This is a genomic window from Mariniphaga sediminis (genome assembly GCF_003573545.1).
GTDB lineage: Bacteria > Bacteroidota > Bacteroidia > Bacteroidales > Prolixibacteraceae > Mariniphaga > Mariniphaga sediminis.
In genome coordinates, this window is the sequence record NZ_QWET01000004.1 from 152,827 (window position 1) to 168,330 (window position 15,504).

Annotated in this window: 11 protein-coding genes; 9 read left to right on the forward strand and 2 right to left on the reverse strand. The window is 43.7% G+C overall.

Annotated features, from left to right (window positions below; all coding sequences use genetic code 11):
* The first annotated feature begins 61 nt into the window (after window positions 1-61).
* On the forward strand, window positions 62-580 hold the full coding sequence (locus D1164_RS06670) for a nitroreductase family protein (RefSeq protein WP_119349179.1): 519 nt from the start codon (window positions 62-64) through the stop codon (window positions 578-580).
* A gap of 117 nt (window positions 581-697) precedes the next feature.
* Here the strand turns inward: D1164_RS06670 and D1164_RS06675 are convergent, their stop codons facing one another.
* A complete protein-coding gene (locus D1164_RS06675) occupies window positions 698-3,046 on the reverse strand; it encodes a transglycosylase domain-containing protein (RefSeq protein WP_119349180.1) in 2,349 nt (782 codons plus the stop codon).
* A 211-nt stretch (window positions 3,047-3,257) separates the two neighbouring features.
* Here D1164_RS06675 and topA point away from each other — a divergent pair, with 211 nt between their 5' ends.
* The 8 genes from topA to porK (D1164_RS06715) all read left to right on the forward strand — a co-directional run bounded on the left by topA (window position 3,258) and on the right by porK (D1164_RS06715) (window position 14,114).
* Entirely contained in the window at window positions 3,258-5,594 is a 2,337-nt protein-coding gene (topA, locus tag D1164_RS06680; protein ID WP_119349181.1) for a type I DNA topoisomerase, read from the forward strand.
* Window positions 5,595-5,607: 13 nt separating this feature from the next.
* Window positions 5,608-6,738: an arginase family protein gene (locus tag D1164_RS06685; protein ID WP_119349182.1), complete on the forward strand. Its 1,131-nt coding sequence runs from the start codon at window positions 5,608-5,610 to the stop codon at window positions 6,736-6,738.
* Window positions 6,739-6,859: 121 nt separating this feature from the next.
* Window positions 6,860-7,807 carry a PorP/SprF family type IX secretion system membrane protein gene (locus D1164_RS06690; protein ID WP_172594364.1) on the forward strand — a complete coding sequence of 316 codons (948 nt, stop codon included), beginning with the start codon at window positions 6,860-6,862 and terminating at the stop codon, window positions 7,805-7,807.
* Between the two features lie 21 nt (window positions 7,808-7,828).
* Window positions 7,829-9,169: a T9SS ring complex lipoprotein PorK/GldK gene (gene porK / locus D1164_RS06695; protein WP_119349184.1), complete on the forward strand. Its 1,341-nt coding sequence runs from the start codon at window positions 7,829-7,831 to the stop codon at window positions 9,167-9,169.
* A 28-nt stretch (window positions 9,170-9,197) separates the two neighbouring features.
* Window positions 9,198-10,166, forward strand: a complete 969-nt coding sequence (gene porL, locus D1164_RS06700) for a type IX secretion system motor protein PorL/GldL (protein ID WP_119349185.1) — start codon at window positions 9,198-9,200, stop codon at window positions 10,164-10,166.
* Window positions 10,167-10,186: 20 nt separating this feature from the next.
* Window positions 10,187-11,797, forward strand: a complete 1,611-nt coding sequence (gene porM / locus D1164_RS06705) for a type IX secretion system motor protein PorM/GldM (protein ID WP_119349186.1) — start codon at window positions 10,187-10,189, stop codon at window positions 11,795-11,797.
* A 2-nt stretch (window positions 11,798-11,799) separates the two neighbouring features.
* The gene (porN, locus tag D1164_RS06710) at window positions 11,800-12,651 is read left to right on the forward strand and encodes a type IX secretion system ring subunit PorN/GldN (protein ID WP_119349187.1); all 852 of its coding nucleotides are present in this window, start codon (window positions 11,800-11,802) and stop codon (window positions 12,649-12,651) included.
* Between the two features lie 110 nt (window positions 12,652-12,761).
* Window positions 12,762-14,114, forward strand: a complete 1,353-nt coding sequence (gene porK / locus D1164_RS06715; RefSeq protein WP_119349188.1) for a T9SS ring complex lipoprotein PorK/GldK — start codon at window positions 12,762-12,764, stop codon at window positions 14,112-14,114.
* Between the two features lie 13 nt (window positions 14,115-14,127).
* Here porK (D1164_RS06715) and D1164_RS06720 read toward each other — a convergent pair whose 3' ends face one another.
* Window positions 14,128-15,426: an enolase-like domain-containing protein gene (locus D1164_RS06720; RefSeq protein ID WP_119349189.1), complete on the reverse strand. Its 1,299-nt coding sequence runs from the start codon at window positions 15,424-15,426 to the stop codon at window positions 14,128-14,130.
* Window positions 15,427-15,504: the final 78 nt, after the last annotated feature.

A 15,504-nucleotide genomic window follows, 5' to 3' on the forward strand; every position in this document is an offset into this window, starting at 1 on the left:
TTCACATTTTCTTAAAAACCGCGGAGTTCTCTACTTTTGCAAAAAATAAAAACCAAAAAGAATGATTGAGATTCTCAGAGACAGAAGAAGCATCCGAAAATATACGGAACAGCCAGTTGAACCGGAAAAGCTGGAGCTATTGAAAGAGGCAGCATTACGTTCTCCTTCATCCAAAAACATCAATCCATGGGAATTCATTTTTGTGGAGGATGCTGAAGTTATTGGAAAGCTGAAAGATTGTAAGCTGCACGGAACAGCTCCCTTGTCAACGGCCCCTCTGGCAATAGTGGTGTGTGCGGACGAAACCAAAAACGATGTGTGGATTGAAGATTGTTCCATTGCTTCCATTCTGCTACAACTCACTGCCCAGTCGCTGGGATTAGGAAGTTGCTGGGTTCAAATCCGTAACCGGAAATATTCCGAAACAGTTTCGTCTGAGAAATACATTCAGAATTTGCTGCATATCCCTGAAAACTTCAGAGTGCTCAGTATCATTACGGTGGGATATCCTGCTACTACCCGGACCGGCAAACCTTTCACGGATCTTCCTTTTGATAAAATCAGGATGAACAAATTCTGAACTCCGGAGAATACTATCACAGTTACATAGTATCTCTCCTGTTACCCTATTTTACAAGAGAACTTCAGCATAAAAAGTCAGAGAAAAATCCCTAATTTCTACCGATTCGTGCCTTTTCTAGAAAAAATCTTCAAAATTGGAAGGAGTGTTTTGCTCTTCCTCGTCGCAGTCAAGGTTTATATTAAAATTCTCCGGTTTTTTAAAACTCATATCCTCGGTGTATCCCAAGGCAGGATCAGCCAGTACCTTCTTATAGAAATAGCCCCAGATGGGCAACGCCATGTTGGCACCCTGACCGGAAGCAATGGTACGAAAGTGGATACTTCGCAGGTCGGCACCGGTCCAGACACCTGCTGTAAGCCGGGGTGTAACTCCGATAAACCAACCGTCAGAGTGGTTCTGTGTTGTTCCCGTTTTACCGGCAATAGGCATTTTAAATTTCCCGTAACCATCCCTGTTGCGTAACCTGATTCCGGTGCCCCAATCAATAACCCCTTGCAGCAGGTTAACCATCAGGTAGGCAGTCTGTTCGTCAAAAGCCTCATGCCGTTCAGGTTGAAAGGTTGCAATAACATTTCCGTAGCGATCCTCAATGTGCGAGACAAAATAAGGTTTCACAAATACTCCCTGGTTGGCATATGTATTAAACGCTCCTACCATTTCGTATAGAGTAATATCGGAGGTACCCAAAAACAATGACGGCACCGGGTCGATCGGACTATACACTCCCATACGCTTCATCACTTCGGTAACTGCACGCGGGTTGAACTGTTTCATTACCCAGGCCGAGATTTTATTTCGCGATTGGGCAAGCCCCCATTTTAAGGTCACCAGCTTTCCTTCATTTTCTTCATCGTAATCGGCATCTTTGGGTTCCCAAATGGTGCCGTCAGGCATTTGAAATTGCTGGCTTACATAGGGCACTTTCGTACAAGGTGTCAGACCGTTTTGCATGGCCAGGGTATAGAGGAAAGGCTTCACGGTAGAACCCACCTGGCGTTTCCCTCCCTTCACCATGTCATACATAAAATATTTATAATTAGGACCGCCCACATACGCTTTCACTTTCCCCGAATGAGTTTCCATTGCCATAAACGAAGACCTGAAATAACGGAGGTACCATTTTATTGAATCCATGGGTGACATAACAGTATCTATTTCACCCTTCCAGGAAAAAATGGTCATGTCGACCGGCTTCCTGAAATTTTCCTTGATCTGACTAAACGTTTTTCCCTGATTGTTCAGTACCCTGTATCGCTCACTGCGCCTGATTTCACGGTTAAGAAGATCCTCCGTCTGATCCGGAGTCATGTTATTGGCAAAAGGAGGATTGTTGAGGTACTTCATACTCCCGTCAAACTCAGGCTGAAGATCATCTTTCAGGTGATGCTCCACCGACTCCACAGCATATCGCTGCATACGGGAATCGATCGTAGTAAAAATCCGCAGCCCGTCGGTATACAAATCGTAATGTTGTCCGTCGGGTTTCACATTTTTATTACACCAGCCATACAAAGGGTTGGTTTCCCAATCCACTGAGTCTTCTTTAAACTGTTGCATTTGCCAGGAAGGGTAATTCTTTCGTTCGGGTTTTTTCGCTGTAAGCGTAAGCCGTAAATACTCACGCAAATAAGGTGCCGGCCCACTTTTATAATCCACCCGCTGAAAATTAAGATCGAGAGGCAGTTGCTTTACAGAGTCCCGCACCTCCCGGGGGATGTAACCATACTTTGCCATTTGATTCAGCACTACGTTCCGTCGCTGCATTACCAGTTCAGGACGTCGCACCGGGTTATACAACGACGAATTCTTAGCCATTCCCACCAGCATGGCAGACTGATGCAGCTTAAGTGAATCGGGCGGAATACTGAAATAGACACCGGCAGCCGACTTGATACCCACAGCAAGGTTCAAAAAATCATACTTATTCAAATACATTAAAAGAATCTCTTCCTTGGTATAACTACGCTCCAGCTTTACAGCAATAACCCATTCCTTGAATTTTCGAAGTACCAGTTCCATCTTACTCTCTAAATTCTCGCGCGGAAAAAGCATTTTTGCCAACTGCTGACTAATGGTACTCCCCCCACCCGAACTGGTATCTCCGGTAACAATACCTTTTGCCACACGGGCAAGGCCTCTGAGGTCGATACCCGAATGGCGAAAAAACCGGACATCTTCGGTAGCAATCAAAGCTTCGATTAAATGAGGCGGTAAATTTTCGTAGTTAACGAAGGTGCGATTTTCCCGGATAAAATATTTATCGAGAATGGTTCCATCCTCCGAAAAAATTTCTGAAGCCAGAATATTAGGAGGATTCTCCAACTCCTCAAAAGTGGGCATAAAACCAAGGTTGCCTTTGGCTATCAGTACAAATAGCAGCACTACACTGGCAATTCCCAAAAGGAATAACGACCAAAAGACAATAATGTATTTTTTCCAATTCTTATTCTTTTCTTCCGTCATGAAAAACAGGATTTATTATTGCGACAAAGATATATGTTTCCATGGTGGCAACAATTATACAAACGGTTGATGCTCATGTAATATTTTATTTTTTAAAAATAAATAAATCATTTTCAAACATATAGATTAAAAATAAACGAATTAAATTTTGAACTTAGCGTTTCATTTTCGTTAATTTGCAAAAATTTTTTCAAAAAAGGAAGTTAAAAAGATGCAGGAAAACCTTGTGATAGTAGAGTCGCCGGCAAAAGCAAAAACGATTGAGAAATTTTTGGGGAAGGGATACACCGTTACCTCGTGTATGGGGCATATCCGCGATTTACAGAAAAAAGATTTTGGAATCGACCTGGAAAAAAATTACCAGCCTAAATACGTAATAACCCCGGATAAAAGAAAAATTGTTACCGAACTGAAAAAACTGGCAAAAGAAGCCCAAACAGTCTGGCTCGCATCCGATGAAGACCGTGAAGGAGAGGCCATTGCCTGGCACCTGAAAGAAGTACTGAAACTCGATCCCCAGAAAACAAAGCGGATTGTTTTTCATGAAATTACAAAAGAAGCCATCCAAAAAGCCATCGAAAACCCCCGTTCGATCGACGAAAACCTGGTGAACGCTCAACAGGCAAGGCGCGTACTCGACCGTATTGTTGGTTTTGAAGTGTCGCCGGTGTTATGGAAGAAAGTCAAGCCGGCCCTTTCCGCAGGCAGGGTACAGTCGGTGGCCGTTCGGCTGATTGTGGAACGCGAACGTGAAATTATCAACTTCAAGGGTGAAACTTGGTATCGCGTTAACGGTACATTTATAGTGACCGATGAAGACGGACAGCCTACTGAACTGAAAGCCGAACTGAACAAACGTTTTTCAACAAAAAAAGAAGCGACCGATTTTATAGAAAAATGCCGCTCGGCTGAATTCTCTGTTGCTGATGTAGTAAAAAAACCAGCCAAGCGCTCACCGGCCCAACCTTTCACAACATCGACGCTACAACAGGAAGCCAGCCGGAAGCTGGGGTTTTCAGTTTCCCAAACGATGGCTGTTGCCCAACGCCTTTACGAAAGCGGTAAAATTACTTACATGCGTACCGACTCGGTGAACCTGTCGGGGCTGGCCATCAATACTGCCAAACAAAAAATAATTGAACTGCACGGTGAAGAATATGTAAAAATCAGAAAATACCACACCAAATCCAAAGGGGCTCAGGAGGCGCATGAAGCCATCAGGCCTACATACATGAATACCGAAATGGTGGAAGGATCCGCGCAGGAACAACGCCTGTATGAACTTATCTGGAAGCGCACAATGGCTTCGCAGATGGCCGATGCAAAACTCGAAAAAACAACAGTAACCATTTCCGTTTCAACTGCTGCCGAAGCATTCACAGCATCGGGCGAAGTGATCATCTTTGACGGATTCCTTAAAGTTTACATGGAATCGACCGATGAGGAAAACGGGAACAACACTTCGGGACAGGTGATTATTCCGCCGTTGAAGGCAAAAGATGTATTGGAAATGGCATCGATTGTAGCTACCCAACGTTTCTCCCAGCGCCCGCCCCGTTACACGGAGGCCTCCCTGGTAAAAAAACTTGAAGAGCTGGGAATCGGCAGGCCATCCACATACGCGCCTACCATTACCACTATTCAAAACCGGAACTATGTGGTAAAAGAGGATCGGCCCGGTATTGAGCGGAAATTTGATATGGTGACCCTGAAAAACAATAAAATTTCGGAACAGACAAAAACCGAAACGACAGGTACTGAAAAATCAAAACTTTTCCCCACCGATGTCGGAATGGTAGTGAATGATTTTTTAGTGGCGAATTTTGATCAGATAATGGATTTCAATTTCACGGCCAATGTCGAAAAAGAATTTGATGATATTGCAGACGGAGAAAAGGTTTGGAATGAAATGATTGATAAATTCTACCGGCCGTTTCATGGGAAAGTAGAAGATGTTCTGGAAAATTCGGAACGTTCCAAAGGAGAACGAATATTAGGAGACGATCCCAAGACCGGGAAACAGGTTTCTGTAAAAATCGGCCGCTACGGCCCGGTGGCTCAACTGGGCGAAGCATCGACAGAAGAGAACAGTGAAAAGCCACAGTTCGCCAGCCTTCGGGCAGGACAGCATTTGGAAACCATTACCCTCGAAGAGGCGCTTGAGTTATTTAAGCTTCCACGCGAACTCGGCGAATACGAAAACAAAAAAGTTACTGTGAGTATTGGCCGTTTTGGTCCTTACGTGCGCCACGACAATAAATTTGTATCGCTCGGGAAAGAAGATCCGTTTAGTGTTGACCTAGACCGTGCTGTTGAACTAATTGAAGCCAAACGGGAAAAAGACCGGAAAGCCGTTATCCAAATTTTTGAGGAGGAGCCTGAATTAAGGGTATTGAACGGCAGATGGGGGCCTTACATTTCCTATAAAAAGAAAAACTATAAAATCCCTAAAAAAATGAAAGCGGAAGAGCTTTCACTAGAAGATTGCAGAAAAATTATTGACGATGCTCCGGACCCAAAATCGAAACGGGCACGGAATAAGAAATAACGAATAAACCAACATGAATCTGGCCGATTACTTTGAACCGGTTGATTTTTCCCGTTTCACAACCGGGAATCCTTTGGGGAAATATGCGCTGGGGCCGGTTATTGAAAAAAGCAGCGAAAGAATTTCAGATGATGCCTTTCAAAAATTGGACGCAGTCATCCTGGGAGTTCCTGTTGAAAACGGGAAACCACAGAAAAAAGGGACTTCAGCACCTGATAAAATCAGAAATGAGTTATACCGGTTGGCGGCGTTGGCCCAAAACCTGAACATTGCTGATTTAGGGAACCTGAAACCCGCAACAAGCCCCAAAGGAACTTACCTGGCCTTACGCGATGTAGTAGAATATCTGCGTGAGTTAAAAGTAGTTGCCATCATTTTGGGAGGGAGCCAGGATTTAACCCTGGGAATAGCCGAAGCATTTAAGAATGACCGGTTTTTCTGGCTGTCGGTTGTAGATGCCGTGCTTGATGTAAAAAAGGGGACTGAAACATTTGATTCAACCAACTATCTAACCCGGCTTTTCAAAAACTTACCCAACCTGTTTCATTTTAGCCTGATTGGATACCAAAATCATCTGGTTGGCGAGAAACTGATCCATAAAACAAACGGCATTAGCGAGCACCTTCGTCTGGGACAGTTGCGGGACGACATATCACAAACCGAGTTTCTGCTCCGGAATTCCGATGTACTGTCGTTCGATATGGGGTCGATAAAATATACTGAAGCTCCTTCCTCCCGGCAAAAGAACCCTAACGGGTTGCGTGGCGAAGAAGCCTGCCAACTGGCCCGTTATGCCGGATTAAGCCCGCAATTAGGCACTTTCGGACTCTTTGAAACAGGAAATGAACATCCAATTTCGGCAAGCCTTGCGGCAGAAATTACATGGTATTTTCTCGAAGGTCTTTTACACCGAAAACCCTGGGGGGAAAGAACCGTGTACAAGGCGGAAATTGATGGATTGGATCACCCGGTAGTTTTCCTGCATGAACCGGAATCGGGCAGGTGGTGGTTCAAGGTGAAATCTGTTTCAGGTGAAGTCTGTGAAATTGCCTGTTCCGAAGAGGAATACCGAAAGGCTTCTGAAAATGAGATACCCGGCCGGTGGCTAAAATTTATTCAGGAAATGGACGACTTATCAAAATAATAAAAAAAGACATGCGTTCTTTGCATACCAGGTTAACAGAAGAAGTTTGTTACAAACAACATTTTTTTATTTCTTTAACCTTGATTGGAAAATTAATTTTATGCCGCATCCAAATAGGAGTATGAAAAAAGTTATTTCTTTTCTATATTTGCTGTTAATTATAATAATGGAGGCTTTTGGGCAGCAGGATCCGCAGTTTACAAACAATATGTATTATAAATTGGGAGTAAACCCTGGTTTTGCAGGTGCCGAAAATGCGTTAAGCGGACTAATTTTAAATCGTTATCAATGGGAAGGTATGACAGGGGCTCCAAAAACACTGGTGTTTAGTGTGGATGCAGCAATAGATGCATTGGGTGCTCCCGGCGGCGTTGGGTTAAATATAGTCAGCGATCAGTTGGGTTTTGCAAAAAACATACTCGCCAATGTTAATTATGCCTACAAAATTGATTTAGGTGTTGGCAACCTGGGAATCGGGGTGTCACTGGGCTTTTATAATCAAAGCATTAACGGGGAATGGAAGACACCTGATGACCAGACACTCTATACTCCTCCCGGCTCCGATCTATCTGTTCCGCAAGGAGAGGTAAGCCAAATGGCTTTTGACATAGGTGGTGGTCTTTATCTTTCTTCTCCCAACTATTTTCTGGGAGTCTCGGCAACCCATATAAATGAACCGGTCATTGAATACGACGAACAGGCAAGTTCGTATTTATCAAGACATTATTATTTAATGGGAGGATACAATATAAAATTAGCCGATCCGTTATTTGAGTTGCGGCCTTCGTTCTTATTCAAATCGGACCTTGCCGGATGGCAGGTGGATATAAATACTAATGTGGTATTTGACGACAGGTTTTGGGGAGGTATTTCCTACAGGGTAAACGATGCTGTTGCCCTCCTGATGGGGCTTGAACTAGTCAATGGGTTAAAAGTGGGATATTCGTTCGATTTGGTTACCTCGGCCATTGGTTATTATGGATTTGCCTCCCATGAAATTTTTGTTAGTTATTCAGTAAATTTGGAACGAAACAGAAACCAGAAATATAAAAGTATAAGATTTTTATAAAGAAAGCCATATATTTGAGCTATGAAAAAACTTCTTTTAATTGCGACGACGCTTCTAATCTTGTTCAGCTTTAGCGGATGTAAGACCTCCGGGAACGGAGAGTTGACAGGTGTGCAAGACAGACCCAAATGGCGTGAAACCCAACCTTACGGCATGGTATATGTCCGGAGGGGGAGTTTTAACATAGGTCCCAGCGATCAGGACCCGGCTATGGCCGCCATACCTACCAAAACCGTTTCACAAGAAGCTTTTTGGATGGATGATACTGAAATTACAAACAACGAATACCGCCAGTTTGTGCATTGGGTGAGAGATTCCATTGCACGTAGAATGCTGGGTGACCAGTATCCTGAGTTTCTGATTACAGAAGACAGGGAAGGAACTCCAATTGATCCCCCAAGGATTAACTGGCGTGAAAAAATTGACTGGAGTGATCCTGATTTTCAGATGGCCATGCAGGATTTATATGTTCCTGAGAATGAACGATTCTTTGGAAAAAAAGAGATCGATTCAAGGAAGTTGGTTTATGAATATTGGTGGATTGACTTACAACAGGCAGCCAAGCGCTCCAATAGCTATAATTATGAGACTCAGCGTTACGAAGGTAACGTTTACGACAGCAATGGCGAATTAAGGCCTATTGAAAACAGGTCGGATTTTATTATGAACGACCAGGTGCATGTATACCCCGATACCCTTACATGGATACGGGACTTCACCTATTCGTACAATGAGCCCTGGGCAACACGTTATTTCTGGCACCCCGGGTTCGATGAATACCCTGTAATAGGTGTGACCTGGAAACAGGCCATGGCATTTTGCAACTGGAGGACAAAAATACAGACCGATTACCTGACTAAAAGAGGGCAACCTTCTCTTCAGTCATACAGGCTCCCTACCGAGGTGGAATGGGAATATGCAGCCCGGGGAGGAAAAGACTTCTCCATGTATCCATGGGGAGGTTATTATGCCCGCGATGAGGATGGAGTATTCCTGGCCAATTTCAAACCCTTAAGAGGAAACTATGTGGAAGATGGCGGCATCTCGACCATGAAAGTGGGAAGTTATGAACCCAACGAATATGGAATTTACGATATGTCAGGGAATGTGGCCGAATGGACGGAAACTGCTTACGATGAAGCAGGGTACAATTATTTTAGTGATTTAAACCCAACCTTTACATACAATGCCCAACCCGATGACCCACCGGTGATGAAAAGAAAAGTGGTTCGGGGTGGCTCATGGAAAGATATCGCTTACTTTACCCAGGTTTCTACCCGGAACTTTGAATACCAGGATACAACCAAATCCTATATCGGGTTTCGCTGTGTGCGGTCAACCTTTGGTGAAGAGTTTAAATAAAAATGACTAATCTTTTACCTTTTTAGCAATGAATATTGGTGAATTATTTAAAACAAAACGCTGGAAAACATTCATGGGATATGTCTATGGATGGGGTGCGTCAATCGTTATGCTGGGTGCATTGTTCAAACTTCAGCATTGGCAGTATTCCGGCCTTTTTCTAACCATAGGTCTGGTCACAGAAGCATTTATTTTCTTTTTATCTGCTTTTGAACCGCCGCTTGAAATGCCTGAATGGGCAAAAGTGTACCCTGAACTTCGTGACGATTACGAAGTAATGGAACTGGACGAATACAACCGGAAAGGGAGTGGGATGAATCCATTATTTGCTTCTTCCGAATTGACTCCGGAGTTGCTCGACAAGGTTGGGAAAAGCCTGAATGATTTATCATCGACGGCACGTGGCATCAGCGACATCTCTTCGGCAACACTTGCCACCGATATGTACGTAAAGAACCTTAGTTCCGCATCCGAGTCAATGAACACTTTTGCAGAGGTAAACAAACGGGCCAATGAAACGGTAAACTCCTCCATTGAAAAGCTGGCAGAATCTTATTTACATGCTTCAAATCAGCTTTCCGAAACAGGTGCAGGTTCTATTGAAAAGTTGAACAAAAGCAGTGAGGAATTTTCAGCAAAATTATCTGAAACCGGGCAAAAACTGGCCGAAACGATTAACGGAGCTGCCGGTTCTTTCTCTTCGGAATTACAAACAATTGGCGCAAGTTCCAAAGAATATTCCGGGAACCTGGAAAAGCTGAATGTTAAAATAAATGCACTCAATGAGAGTTTTGAATCCCAGTTGCAAGGAACCAAAACTCAATTTGAAGCCAGCCGGAAGTTCAGCACTGATTTGAATCAGATGAACGAATTGCTCGCATCCTCAGTTTCTGAATTGCAAAAATATAAAGAAAACGCCGAGCAGTTGAACAAACAGTTGGAAGCGCTCAATACGATTTACGGGAACATGTTGGGAGCTTTGAGTTACAAAAAGTAAAAAACCTGAAGTAACTAATTATGGGTGCAAAAAATTGTCCGGAAACCCCGCGGCAAAAAATGATAAACATGATGTACATTGTCCTCACCGCAATGTTGGCACTTAACGTTGCGGCAGAGGTACTCGAAGCTTTTAAAGTAGTAGACATTAGTCTGCTTGAAACCTTCAGGACAGTGGACATGAAAAATGCCCAGATTTATGCACAATTTGAGCAGGCTTATGCCGAAAACGAAACCAGAGTAGGTGAATGGAAAGGGAAAGCAGACCTTGTTCGGGAAAAAACTGACAACCTCATTGCCTTTATTACCGCGACAAAAGAAGAGATGGTAAAAAGAACAGGAGGTACCCCGGTAAGTGAAGAAGATCCACTCACTACCGATGACTTTTATTTTGTAACTCCCACTGAAGATACCCTGAAAATTCCAAAAGCTGACGATCTGAATATTCCTTCAGAATTTATGATTACGCAAAAAAGGGCCACCGAACTAAAGGAAAGAATAGCAGGATTTCGCGATACGCTCACTTCCTTGGTCGATGAATCAGATGTCGATTTACGCGCTACAATCAACAGCGCGCTGGACACTTCCAATCCTCGTGTAGATCTGAAGGAGGGAGGCGAAAGCAAATCGTGGGAAACTGAACGTTTCCTCGACAAACCACTGGTCGCTGTTTTAGCCCTTCTCTCAAAAATCCAGATTGATGTCAAAAATTCGGAAGCGAACGTTATCAACTATCTTTTTTCGCAGATTGATGCCGGTTCATTCCTTTTCAATAAACTCGGGGCACGGGTAATACCGAACTCCAGTGTGGTATTGCAGGGAGACGAATATGTGGCAGAAGTATTCCTGGCCGCTGAAGATACTACCCAACAACCCGAAATTTTTATTAATAACCGTCCGGCTTCTGTTCATGATGGTAAAGCCACCTACCGGGTGAAAACCTCGGAACCGGGCATATTTAGCTGGAGTGGCCTTATCAAATACAAAACACCGGCAGGCGTCATTAAAAACTATCCTTTTAAACAGGAATATCAGGTAACCCAACCCAGCGTTACCATGTCTGCAACCCGGATGAACGTATTTTACCGTGGCCTCAACAATCCGTTTGATGTAGGTGGCGGGGGTATTCCGAAGGAAAATCTTCAGATAACAATGACCAATGGAACTGTGTCCAAACAGGGAGATTCTTTTATCATTCAACCCGATGAGTTAGATGAAATGGGCAACCGCACCAAAGTATCGGTGTATGCCAATATCGGGGGTGAAAAGCGCTTACTGGGCACCACCAACTGGCGTGTAAAAAAGGTACCCGATCCTGTTGCACAGGTTGCAGGTCAATCCGGCGGAAACATCCGAAAAGAACGTCTTATGATAGAGGACGGGGTTCTTGCTGTTCTGGAAGATTTTGATTTCAATTTTAAATATACCGTGACCCAGTTTAGGCTAGAAATTTCAGGACCAGGCGGGTACGTGAATGTCTGGGAAAGTAACTCTAACCGGTTCACCAGTGATCAAAAGGAACAGTTTAGAAGACTTAACCCGAATAGTTTAATTTATATTGCAAATATTAAAGCGGTTGGAGATGATGGCACTACGCGCGATCTTGATCCAATCACATTCAAAATACAATAAAAATGAAAAGATTAATCGTCTATATCGGAATAGTGATATTTGTTTTGGCCGGTTCAGGTCAAATTACGCAGGCGCAGATTATTAACGGGGCGTATCAAACAACCGATAAATACCAGAAAAAACCGATGCCTTTGCCTACGGTGAGGGAAGCAGATGTATTCTGGTCAAAGACAATCTGGCGCATTATCGATTTACGCGAAAAGATGAACCTGCCGCTTTATTATCCTTCTACCGATCTGGAGGGAAGAACGAACCTTATCAACCTCTTGCTCGAAGGAATTAAAAACGGGCAGATTACACCTTACGATGCCCGTTATGACGATGACTTCAAGATACCGATGACGTATGAGCAGGTACAGGGAGCTTTTGGGGCTGAAGAAAGTACGGAAGAAACCATCGACTTTGACACAGGCGAACGTAAAACAGTTACCATCCAGGGGGATATAAGACCCGGAGAGATAAAACAGTACATGATTAAAGAGGAATGGTATTTCGACAAACAGGCCTCTACATTAAATGTAAGAATTATAGGTATCTGCCCTATCCGCGAATTTGTTCGTGAGAACGATACTTCCGGTCAGGTACAACGCCAACAAGTATTTTGGGTGTATTATCCCGAAATGCGTGATTTACTGGCAACAAACCTCGTATTGAACCCATACAATGAAGCACAATCAATGTCTTTTGATGACCTTTTTATCAAACGGTTCTTCAACAGTTATGTGGTAAAAGAGTCGAATGTTTATAATAATCGAAACATTAGCGCTTATTTAAGTGGAAAAGAAGCGATGCTCGAATCGAAAAGAATTGAAAGCGAAATATTCAATTTTGAGCAAGACCTTTGGGAATATTAGACCCATTTAAAACTATTTCCGGGGGGATGCATCAAAAAAGTGTTGATACATCCCCGTTTTTGATTTAACCACAATATTCTGGAAACGCAAAAAACATCGATTCAATAAGCATGAGAAAAGCAACAATCTATATCATAGTAGCCGCTGGTTTGCTTTTCCATTCATGCAAAAACGAAATCGTACAATTTCTTCCGGGAGGTGAACGGAACTCAAAAAACTGGTTTGAGCCATCTCCATACGGAATGGTTTATATCCCGCGTGGTTCTTATGTTGTTGGCCCTTCCGACGAGGAAGTGTCAAAATTCGGGGAGAAATCCAAAAGGGTTTCGGTAGAATCATTTTGGATGGATGATACAGAGATTACCAATAATGAATACCGTCAGTTTGTTTACTGGGTGCGCGACTCCATTGCGCGAAAACTGTTAGGGCAAACCTATCCTGAATTTTTAATTGCAGAAGACAACCGGGGCACTCCATTAGATGAGCCCGTTATAAACTGGCGCGAAGAAATAGAATGGAAAGACCCGGACTACCGAATGGCTATGGATGAACTTTATATCCCGGAAGAAGAACGGGAAAAATTCCGTAAAGAAGTGGATCCCCGAAAACTTATTTATAATTTTTCATGGGTTGATTACAAGCAGGCTGCGCGGGGAAAAAACAGATATAATTTCGAAACCCAAAAATACGAGGGGACTGTGGTTAACCAACAGGGAGAGACGGTTCCGGTTACCAACCGCAGTTCTTTCCTGATGCAGGAAATGGTTCCGGTTTATCCGGATACTCTCTGCTGGATACGTGACTTTACTTACACTTACAACGAACCTTTCACTTTGAAATACTTCTCGCATGTGGCATTTGATGATTATCCCGTTGTGGGTATTACCTGGAAACAGGCCCGGGCTTTTTGCGACTGGCGAACCAACCTTCACAAGGAATTCAGCAGCCGCCTGAATGAAGCAGCCGCACATGACTACCGGTTACCCACTGAAACAGAATGGGAGCTGGCAGCACGGGGAGGTCTCAATAACACAATCTACCCGTGGGGAAGCTACTACACCCGAAGTGACCAGGGTTGTTTTGTTGCCAATTTTAAACCATTAAGGGGCAACTACGTGGCCGACAGTCCTACAACTACTACTGCCATGAGAACGGGCACATTCGACCCCAATAATTATGGATTATATGATATGGCAGGGAATATAGCAGAATGGACAAGCAGCGCTTATTACGAAGCAGCCTATGATATTGTCAGTGATCTGAACCCTGAAATTGAATACGATGCACGGCCCGATGACCCACCCGTTATGAAAAGGAAGGTTATCCGGGGAGGCTCTTGGAAAGATATAGCTTATTTTATACGCACTTCTACCCGCACTTTCGAATACCAGGACTCTGCAAAATCATATATCGGATTCCGGTGTGTCAGAACCTCTTTTAAAAATGAGCTTCACAACAGGTAACCGGGAATTATCCTCATGACAAGTCGAACATTTTTGCGTAATGTTCTGATTCTGTTAATATTCCACCGCTCTGAGAATAGAAAGTAGAATCCAGGTCAAAAACCCCTCCTTTGGTTTGACGCCAGGGAGCATTTTCCAACGGATGGCAGGATTCCATCTCATGCCAGTTTTTGTAGTTCTGATGACCATTTGTCTCAAGCAAACCGGTTCCCAGTCCCGGGAAAGGGCTGAGACGCGCAGCCACATTTTTGTTCCAGTCAACAAGAATCGGATTAACAGTTAAGTCGGCACAAAAACAAGGCACCTCCATTTGAGCTGCCACCCTGGCAATCTTCAGTGTCATACTCAGTGTTTTTGCAATGGCCTTTAACGCGATGGCGCGGTACCCCATTTGAATGCGGGCCAGGGCATCGGTGTCGGTATGTGCACTTTCGTCGGCTGCAAGCCTCACCGGAATATCGGAAACATCCACTTCCATCTCCTCCGGGAATGGCTCTTCAATAAGAGCTATCTGATCAAATGCCCCAATTTTTTTTGCATGATCGAGTAACCGGAGTAATGTTTCCTTCTTCTCATATCGTCCATTTGCATCAAAGTAATAAGGCAACTTCCCATCTTCCGAATGCTTTGTACGGTAATGACCTATGGCCCCGTGTATTTCGGTTAAACGTGCTTTGTCTTTTTCCAGCATCTCTTCCTGCGTTCCCGGCTGTCCAATCTTTATTTTCATAAAAAAGTATCCATCTTCAACCGCCTGTTTTATTTCAGAAACCGGAATGGAATACGCCATTAAAGGTATACTGGCAATTTTTTCGTGCCGGTAAGAAAGTGCACTACGATATTGTTCCGGTATCATTTCGTCAAAAGTAGTCAGGCCATTTTCACACGCATAAAGCACCCAGGCTGCATTATCCACGCCAACCAGCGCATTCAATGCAAAAGTTTTCCGCAGATTTGGATTACCGGTTACTTTTTTCCCATAGTCGAATACATCCTGAAGAATATTATCGAGCAAATCAACCGGGGTGCTGAATTCCATTTCCCTGGCTCGCATCAGGGCAAATTCAGTTATGGCATACATCAGCGCATTCCCGCCACTCTCCGAAAACCGGTTGAAAATAGAAGCATCAGACCATAATACACTTTGAGAGCAAAGGCCTGTGCCATAACTTCCGGAAGCCGACTTCAGCATAGCCACTGTTTGCCAGATTTCCCGCATGTATCCTCCTTTAAAACCGAATGGACGGATTAATGGCTGTCGCTCAAAATTTGAATCTGTTCCCGATATTTTTATTCGTTTTTGATTTTCCATTTTTCACGTATTAAAATCGATTTCAGGCTAAACAGTAAAAAGCCTTCTGTTCGCCCTTGAAATGTATAAGAATGATGC

What these genes read in the sequence shown, in the direction of transcription:
- D1164_RS06670 (WP_119349179.1), top strand. Translation starts at nt 62, where the DNA reads ATGATTGAGATTCTCAGAGACAGAAGAAGCATCCGAAAATATACGGAA.
- D1164_RS06675 (WP_119349180.1), bottom strand. Translation starts at nt 3,046, where the DNA reads ATGACGGAAGAAAAGAATAAGAATTGGAAAAAATACATTATTGTCTTT.
- topA (WP_119349181.1), top strand. Translation starts at nt 3,258, where the DNA reads ATGCAGGAAAACCTTGTGATAGTAGAGTCGCCGGCAAAAGCAAAAACG.
- D1164_RS06685 (WP_119349182.1), top strand. Translation starts at nt 5,608, where the DNA reads ATGAATCTGGCCGATTACTTTGAACCGGTTGATTTTTCCCGTTTCACA.
- D1164_RS06690 (WP_172594364.1), top strand. Translation starts at nt 6,860, where the DNA reads ATGAAAAAAGTTATTTCTTTTCTATATTTGCTGTTAATTATAATAATG.
- porK (WP_119349184.1), top strand. Translation starts at nt 7,829, where the DNA reads ATGAAAAAACTTCTTTTAATTGCGACGACGCTTCTAATCTTGTTCAGC.
- porL (WP_119349185.1), top strand. Translation starts at nt 9,198, where the DNA reads ATGAATATTGGTGAATTATTTAAAACAAAACGCTGGAAAACATTCATG.
- porM (WP_119349186.1), top strand. Translation starts at nt 10,187, where the DNA reads ATGGGTGCAAAAAATTGTCCGGAAACCCCGCGGCAAAAAATGATAAAC.
- porN (WP_119349187.1), top strand. Translation starts at nt 11,800, where the DNA reads ATGAAAAGATTAATCGTCTATATCGGAATAGTGATATTTGTTTTGGCC.
- porK (WP_119349188.1), top strand. Translation starts at nt 12,762, where the DNA reads ATGAGAAAAGCAACAATCTATATCATAGTAGCCGCTGGTTTGCTTTTC.
- D1164_RS06720 (WP_119349189.1), bottom strand. Translation starts at nt 15,426, where the DNA reads ATGGAAAATCAAAAACGAATAAAAATATCGGGAACAGATTCAAATTTT.